Origin of the sequence: Burkholderia sp. Se-20378 (genome assembly GCF_017104665.1) — a bacterium.
Classification (GTDB): domain Bacteria; phylum Pseudomonadota; class Gammaproteobacteria; order Burkholderiales; family Burkholderiaceae; genus Burkholderia; species Burkholderia lata.
Map to the genome: position 1 here is coordinate 1 of NZ_JAAGPG010000403.1, position 7,945 is coordinate 7,945.

Sequence of the window (7,945 nt, forward strand, 5' to 3'; positions counted from 1 at the left end):
GGCGATCCGCGTCCGAGCGGCATGGTTGCCGCCGCGATCGCCAATCCGGGCGCGGCGCGCGTGTCGGGCGCCGGCTGGCCCGACGCGAGCGGCGGTGCGAACGGCGTACCGGTGGGCGCGAGCGATTCGACCGACCTGCCGGTGATCCAGGCCGATCCGCGCACGAACTCGATTCTCGTGCGCGACGTGCCGGAACACATGACGCAGTATCCGGACCTGATCGCGCTCCTCGACGTCAAGCCACGTTTGATCGAGATCGAGGCGCGCATCATCCAGATCGACGAAGGCGCGCTCAAGCAGCTCGGCGTCGACTGGCGCGCGCACAACAGCCATGTCGATCTGCAGACGGGCACGGGGCTCACGTCGCAGAATTCGTATGCGAACGGTTCGCTGAATCCGACATTCGGTTCGATCACGGTGCCTGGCAACGATTCGGTTGGCCTGCCGGCGAGCCCGCTCGGTTTGTCGCTGACGGCCGTGCTCGGCGACGCGGGCCGCTATCTGCTCGCGCGCATCAACGCGCTCGAATCGTCGAACCAGGCGCGCACCGATGCGAGCCCGAAAGTCACGACGCTCGACAACGTCGAAGCGGTGATGGACAACAAGAAGCAGTTCTTCGTGCGCGTCGCCGGCTACACGTCGGCCGACCTGTACAGCATCTCGACGGGCGTGTCGCTGCGCGTGCTGCCGATGGTCGTCGAGGAGGGCGGGCGCACGCAGATCAAGCTCGACGTGCGGATCGTCGACGGCGAGTTGTCGCGACAAACGGTCGACAACATTCCGGTGATCGAATCGAACGAGATCAACACGCAGGCGTTCATCGAGCAGGGGCAGGCGTTGCTGATCGCCGGCTACAAGGTGGATGCGCGCTCGAGCACGCAATCGGGCATACCGGTGCTGTCGAAGCTGCCGCTCGTCGGTGCGCTGTTCCGCGCGACCGACAGACAGGACGGACATAGTGAGCGGCTCTTTCTCGTGACGCCGCGTGTGATCGAGCCTTGAACGGGCGGCGGCCGGGTGTGAGGTCGGACGGAGTTCGTGGAGGCCAACGGGTCAACGAGCGATCTGATCCAGATGGAAGCGCTGCGCGAACGCGACAGGCGATGGGTCATTCAGACGCGCCTTCGTGTGTTGCCGGTTGTTTTTTGTCTACGTTCACGAAGTGCTGAAGTGCTGGCCGACAGGGGAGTATGTCGACCCGGGGCCGGTCTGGCGTTTGCTCATCATCGTCTTCGCGCGGGACGACCTGACGAGCCTCATGAACGGGTGTCGATCGGACCTGGCGCGCTCGCGTGGCGCGGCACGCATCAACCACCAACGCCAGACGGCGGCGCCTGCCATTGCCGCACATGATCGATCAACGCCCGCAGCTTCGGCACCATGTTGCGCCGCTGCGGAAAGTAGAGAAAGAAGCCGGGGAACGGTGGCAGGAAATCCTCGAGCAGCGGCACGAGCGAGCCGTCGTCGAAATGCGCGCGCAGGCAGTCCTCGGGCGCGAACGTGATGCCGGCGCCGGCCAGCGCGAGGCGCAGCATCAGGCGCAAGTCGTTGGTCGTCAGCTGCGGCTCGACCGCGACGTCGAACGGGCGGCCGTCTTCCACGAACTCCCAGCGGTAAGGCGCCAGCTCGGGCGACAGCCGCCAGCCGATACAGCGGTGCCGGACGAGCTCGTCAGGGTGGCCGGGTGCGCCGTACTTTTCGACGTAGCCGGGCGCGGCCGCCGCGCGTTCGCGTTGCTCGCCGCCCAGCGGCACGGCAATCATGTCCTTCTCGATGACCTGTCCCAGCCGGATCCCGGCATCGAAGCCACGCTCGACGATATCGAATTCTTCGTCCGTGACGGTCACGTCGATGGTCACGTCGGGATAACGCTCGGCAAAGCTTGCCAGCAACGGGCCCGACAGGAAGGGCTCGGCAATCGACGTGGCCGTGAGCCGAAGATGGCCGCGCGGCGCGTCGGTCGTGCCCGTGGCATCGAGCGCGCTGCCGATGTCGACGAGCGGCCCCTCCAGCGACTGCACCAGCTGCGCGCCCGCGTCGGTCAATTGAACCGATCGCGTGGTGCGCACCACCAGCGCGACGCCGAGCGTGTCCTCGAGCCGCCGGATGCCCTGGCTGACCGCGGAGCGGGTGACGCCCATCCGGTCGGCCGCCGCGCGGAAGTTCCGTTCCCTGGCGACGGCGAGGAGCAGCGGCAGAAGATTCAGGTCCATATCATTGTCCAGTGACGCTAACCAACCCATCCAGTATTCACCATCTACAAGCGACAGAGAAGCGGCGATATCGTCCTGTCATCGAAACAGGGAGGTGTCATGGACAAAGTCATTCTCATCACGGGCGCATCGAGCGGAATCGGCGAGGGCATTGCACGCGCGCTGGCGGTACCGGGCGCGAAGCTCATGCTCGGTGCGCGGCGCACGGACCGGCTCGACGCCATCGCGCGCGATCTCCGCGCGGCGGGCGCCGCAGTCGAAACCTGCGCGCTCGACGTGACCGAGCGCCGATCGGCGCAAGCGTTCGCGGATGCGGCGCTGGAGACGTGGGGGCACATCGACGTCCTGGTGAACAACGCGGGCGTCATGCCGCTGTCGCCGCTCGTCGCCGGCCATCACGACGAATGGGACCGCATGGTCGACGTCAACATCAAGGGCGTCCTGTGGAGCATCGCGGCCGTGCTGCCGCACATGGATTCGCGCGGCGCCGGGCAGATCATCAACATCGCGTCGATCGGTGCGCTGTCGGTGTCGCCGACCGCCGCCGTCTACTGCGCGACGAAGTTCGCGGTGCGCGCGTTGTCGGACGGCCTGCGCCAGGAGCATCCGGCACTGCGGATCACCTGCATCAATCCCGGCGTCGTCGAAAGCGAGCTGGCCGACACGATCACGCACGGGCCGACCCAGGCGTACATGCGCGAGTACCGCGCGATTGCGCTGCAACCGGCGGATATCGGGCGCGCGGTGCGCCACGTGATCGAGTCGCCGTCGAGCGTCAGCGTGAACGAACTCACGATCCGGCCGACGGGCCAGACCAGCTGAACCGCCGTTTCCTCAAGGAGCAACCGATGAACGATCAATCGCCCGTGTGGTTCATTTCCGGTGCATCGTCGGGCCTCGGCCGGGCGCTCGCCGAAGCCGTGCTCGAACGTGGCTGGCGCGCGGTGGTGACCGCCCGCCAGCCCGAGAGCCTGTCGGATCTCGCCCGCCGGTACGACGAACGCGTGTTGCCGCTGCCGCTCGACGTCACCGACCCGGCTTCGATCGCACGCGCCGTCGAGCAGGCGCGATCGCGTTTCGGCGCAATCGACGTGCTCGTCAACAGTGCCGGCTACGGGTATCTCGCCGCGATCGAGGAAGGCGAGGACCGGCAGATCCGCGCGCAGTTCGAGGTCAACGTGTTCGGCCTCAACGCACTGACGCAGCGGATTCTTCCCGGCATGCGGCAGCAGCGCCGGGGCCACATCTTCAATCTGTCGTCGCTCGGCGGGCTCGTCGCGTTTGCCGCGACGGGCTACTACCACGCGACGAAATTCGCGGTCGAGGCCCTGTCCGAATCGCTGTCTCATGAAGTCGCGCCGCTGGGCATTCGCGTGACGATCGTCGAGCCGGGCGCGTTTCGCACCGACTGGGCGGGGCGTTCGATGGTTGAATCCGCGATCCGGATCGACGACTACGCGGAAACGGCGGGCAAGCGCCGCGCGGCGACCCGCGCGGTGTCGGGCAAGCAGCCCGGCGACCCGGCGCGCGCGGCGCTGGCGATCATCGCCGCGTACGAAGCCGACGAGCCGCCGCTGCGCCTGCTCCTCGGCGGCGCCGCGCTGAAGGTTGCGCTGGCGCGGCTCGATGCGCTGCGCGACAACTTCGACGCGTGGGCGGAAACGACGAAGCGCGCAGACTTTCCGGACCAGGGATGATTTGCCGCGGCAGGCGCGATGAGGAAACCGTTGGCAAGGCCGGGCCCGGCACGTCGATCCCCGTCGTATGCGAGATCGTGCCGCCGTGACTGGATTTACATCTGCTTGAAGAGGCCCGCACATGCACGACTGACCGGCAGAACGTCGCCGCTTCCGCGCAAATGGATGCGCTGCCGGCCCAGCAGGTCGCGCTCGATGTGATCGATCGCCGCATACGCGACGATCACGCCGCGATGCACCTGCGCGAAACGCTCGGTATCGAGCCGCTGAAGCATTTCCCGGAGGGGCGTGCGGATCACGTGCCGCTCGCTCGCGGTCACGACCTCCGTGTATTTGTCCGCTGCCTGGAAATACAGTACTTCGTCCACCGAGACGAGCCGGGTCGTGTCCCGGAGGCCCACGGTGATCCAGCGAATGGGCGCCGCATCGCGCTGCTCGGCGGCATTGGCCAGGAGCTCGGTGTCGGTGGGGGCCGGGCCACCGCGCTGCAGCTTGACGATACAGCGGAGGAGGCGATCGTCGGCCACGGGCTTCAGCAGATAGTCGATCGCCGACTGGTCGAACGCCTGCACCGCGTACTCGTCGTAGGAGGTCACGAACACGACGTGCACGTGCGGGACGAGGCTCGCGATCTTCAGCCCGTCGATGCCGGGCATCCGGATGTCGAGGAACGCGAAATCCGGGCGCTTTGCATTCAGTTCGGCGAGTGCGTCGACGCCGTTGCGCGGCATCCCGACGATCTCCAGCTCGGGCCACAGCGTCGCGAGGCGCGCGGCGAGTTCGGCGGACAGGTTGGGTTCGTCGTCGGCGATCAGGGCTGTCGGCATATCAGGCAATCGGGATCTGCAAGGTTGCGGTCACGCCCCGCATGGCGTCGGCGTTCGCGCCGACCGACACGCGGCCGCGCTCGCCATAAAGGCTGATCATCCGGGCGCGAATGTTCGCGAGTCCCACGCCGCCGTGGAGCTTCGTGCCGCCGTTGCCGAGCCCCACGCCGGTGTCGCTCACGCTCAGGACGAGCAGGCCGTCGTCGCGCGTGCCGCGAATGCGGACTTCGCCGCCGTCGACCGCCGGCTCGATGCCGTGCAGCAACGCATTCTCGACCAGGGGCTGCAGCAGGAGCGGCGACAGCGGCAGGGCCCGCAGCGCTTCCGGCACGTCGATCGCATAGCGCAGGCGCTCCTCGCCGAGCCGGATCGTCGCGATCTTCAATAGCGCCTCGACCAGTTCCAGTTCTTCCCCCAGCGTGGAGGTGGCCTTGCGCGTGCGCCCGAGGCTCGCGCGCAGATAGCGGTTCAGGCTGTCGAGCATCGTCGTGGCGCGGGCCGGATCGCGCTCGATCAGGCTCTGCACGTTCGCCAACGTATTGAACAGGAAATGCGGCTCGATCTGGGCCTGCAGCAGTGCGAGCCGCGCGGCCGTTTCGGCCTGGCGCGCCTCGGCGGCCTCGCGCCGCTGCGTCTCGAGCGACGTGCGCATGCGGGCGGCCTGCACGAACACCGAGACGAACGCGCAGGCGGCGCCGGCGACGATGAACGACGAGCCGTAGGCCAGCCAGACCTTGACGCCCGCATGCCCGATCAGGTGCGGGACGTGCCCGATCGTGGAGGCCGCGACCTCGAAACCGATGAACACGCTGGCCGGCGCGACGATCAGGATCTTCGGCACCAGCGCGAGCTTGCCGCGCACGAGGCGGTCGATGGCGACGCTGAGCAGCGTCGCGCTGAAACCGATGCCGTTCGCGACGACCAGGTACGGCAGCAGCGCCTCGTTGCGGCGCGTCGCCCAAAAGATCAGCCCGACCGCCGAATTGAAACAGAACAGCCCCAGCAGCGAGCGGCCCCGTTGTGCGGGGCCGACGTGCGGTTCGAACGACAGGAAGGCGAACGGCTTGCTTGGCATGGCAGCGAGCGGGAGCGGATTGCGGAGATGGTAGCGTAATTCGCGACGGCATTGCGATCGGCGATCGGCGCCAGGCTGCGACGCGGGTGCGGCACTTCGCACGGACGTTCGCCGGACCTGAGGGCCGTTCATCGGGCGATTTCCACCGTTCATCGCAACGCGCGGCGCGCGGTCCGGGCGGTCGCTATAGTCGCTGACATGTCCGCCGGTTGCGGCGCTCCTGAACAGGTGCTCACCATGCCCCATTTCCCTGCCTACGTTTACGTCTTGTTCTGCGTGCTCGTCTACATCGGCGTGAAGCGCTGCTTCGTGCGCGAAGTCCGGCCCGTGCGTCCGCTCCTGTTTCCGGTCGTGTTCGTCGGTCTCGGCCTGTCGAGCCTCGGCCACCTGTTTCCCCGGGCGGGCGCCGATGCCTACGCGGCGGCTCTCGCGATGCTCGTGGTCGGCACGGCGGGCGGCTGGTTCCACGCGCGCCGCTGGCGCCTGCAGTTCAGGACCGGGCCGGAAGGCATGCTCGTGCGCTTGCCGGGCGACGCGAGCCTGCTGGTCACGCTGCTCCTGACGTTCGCTGCCGAGACCTTCATTCATTACGCGATCGCGACCTCGCGACCGTGGGCGGCCACCGGCGCCTTCGCGGCCCTGTCGTTCGCGGTCTGGGGCGGGCTCGTCGGCATGCCGCTCGGACGTGCGATCAACGTGGTGACGCGCTGCATCCGTCATGCGAACGGTGCGTCGGAGGAAGGCGACGGGCCCGCGCTCGAGTCGCGCTGAGCGCGGCCGGATCGGCGGCGCGGACGGACGTCGCGCGCCGTCGCGATTCCGGCAGGCCGCAGGGTCGCACCTATCGTTCCCGCGTGAGCGCGGTCCGCGCGCCGCAACACGCTGACGTCAGTCATGCTGCCTGCCGCGCCCGACGCATTGCGCCGGGCGCGTCTTGCATGATGTGTGTCGACGGTCATGCTTCTGTCGTTTCCCTGTTCAAAAGAAGAACGTCGCGATCGCCTGCACGATCTCGCTTTGCGCCTGCGCGCCGTAGACGCTGCGCGCCGAGCCGTGGTTGCTCTGCCATTGCACGGCAAAGTCGGTGCGCGGCCAGTGATAGCGCGCTTCGAGCCACGTGAAGTAGCTGTGGTCGTCGAGGTTGTAGCGCGCCATCGCGGTCAGCCCCAGATGCTGGACGAAGACGTCGGGCATCGATGCATAGACGAACAGCGAGCGCCGCGTCATCAGCTCCTGCGCGATGCTCGCCGAGTCGCGATAGCGCCAGTATCGCGACGGGTCGCCTTGCAGCGCCCGCCATGCCGCGGCGCTCGCGCTGGCGCCGTCGTAGTCGTATTCGAGCGTCAGCGACAGTTTGTTCGCGAAGGTATGGGTGACGCCGGTCGCGAGCTTCGAGGTCCAGGACGATGCGGCCTGCGAGAAATCGGCGACCGCGCTGCCGCGGCCGATCGCGTATTCGAGGAACCCGACCGTCGCATCGTCGATCAGCGTGGTGGCGTTCACGCCCAGTTGCGGGGCGATGCCTTCGCCGCCGTACAGCAGCCACTGCGGCGAGAAGTTGCCGAACAGCCGCTGCGACCCGCTCAGCATGTAGCGGGTGCGCGCGTTCGTCGCGCCGAGATCGGGATTGAAGGTGGCCTCGTTCGGATGCGTGTCGAGCCGCGGCGACACCAGCGCGGTCATCGAGCCGCCGCTCCACAGCAGCTGCCCGCGCGCCATCACGCTGCCGAGCCGGTTTTCGCGCAGGCTCTCGGGATCGATCGACACGACCGAGCGCAGCGCGCCGGCCTTGAAGAAGTCCGTGGGATTGAAGCCTGACGCGACGCCTTCGCGCAGGTTCACGCGGCCGACGTCGACGATCGCGTTCGGGCTTGCCTGCCAGCTCACGTAAGCCTGCTTCAGCGTGTCGACCGCGTTGTACTGCGACGTGCCCGCGCGCCATCCCGCATCGAAGCGATTCGACACGATCGCCCGCCAGTTGCCGGACGTGCCGTCGTACGACAGCGTGTTCGACACGCGCGCGTTGTCGTTGAGCGTCACGGGCCCGGTCTGGCTCGCCGCCGTGTAGTTCGCGACGGCCGCCTCGAACGTGCCGCGCCAGTTGCCCGGCGTCACGGGCGCCGCCGTCGCCGT

The 7,945-nt window shown here is 67.9% G+C and carries 8 protein-coding genes; 4 read left to right on the plus strand and 4 right to left on the minus strand.

What is annotated here, in order from left to right:
- Positions 1-1,002: type III secretion system outer membrane ring subunit SctC (sctC, locus tag G3N93_RS29430; protein WP_206134534.1), on the plus strand; the 1,002-nt coding region annotated here is incomplete at its 5' end.
- Positions 1,003-1,307: 305 nt separating this feature from the next.
- On the opposite strand, the gene G3N93_RS29435 is transcribed toward sctC, so the two are convergent.
- Complete coding sequence (locus tag G3N93_RS29435) at positions 1,308-2,213, minus strand: LysR family transcriptional regulator (RefSeq protein ID WP_174943554.1); 906 nt, start codon at positions 2,211-2,213, stop codon at positions 1,308-1,310.
- A gap of 99 nt (positions 2,214-2,312) precedes the next feature.
- Here G3N93_RS29435 and G3N93_RS29440 point away from each other — a divergent pair, with 99 nt between their 5' ends.
- Both G3N93_RS29440 and G3N93_RS29445 read left to right on the plus strand, forming a co-directional pair.
- Complete coding sequence (locus G3N93_RS29440; RefSeq protein ID WP_174943552.1) at positions 2,313-3,035, plus strand: SDR family oxidoreductase; 723 nt, start codon at positions 2,313-2,315, stop codon at positions 3,033-3,035.
- A 26-nt stretch (positions 3,036-3,061) separates the two neighbouring features.
- Positions 3,062-3,910, plus strand: coding sequence for an oxidoreductase (locus G3N93_RS29445; protein ID WP_174943549.1), 849 nt, complete (start codon positions 3,062-3,064; stop codon positions 3,908-3,910).
- A 95-nt stretch (positions 3,911-4,005) separates the two neighbouring features.
- Here G3N93_RS29445 and G3N93_RS29450 read toward each other — a convergent pair whose 3' ends face one another.
- A complete protein-coding gene (locus G3N93_RS29450; protein WP_174943545.1) occupies positions 4,006-4,737 on the minus strand; it encodes a LytTR family DNA-binding domain-containing protein in 732 nt (243 codons plus the stop codon).
- A gap of 1 nt (position 4,738) precedes the next feature.
- Entirely contained in the window at positions 4,739-5,812 is a 1,074-nt protein-coding gene (locus G3N93_RS29455) for a sensor histidine kinase (RefSeq protein ID WP_206134535.1), read from the minus strand.
- Positions 5,813-6,049: 237 nt separating this feature from the next.
- Here G3N93_RS29455 and G3N93_RS29460 point away from each other — a divergent pair, with 237 nt between their 5' ends.
- Positions 6,050-6,583, plus strand: a complete 534-nt coding sequence (locus tag G3N93_RS29460) for a hypothetical protein (RefSeq protein ID WP_174943539.1) — start codon at positions 6,050-6,052, stop codon at positions 6,581-6,583.
- A 207-nt stretch (positions 6,584-6,790) separates the two neighbouring features.
- Here G3N93_RS29460 and G3N93_RS29465 read toward each other — a convergent pair.
- Positions 6,791-7,945, minus strand: a 1,155-nt coding sequence (locus G3N93_RS29465; protein ID WP_241026751.1) for a hypothetical protein, incomplete at its 5' end; no start/stop codon positions are given.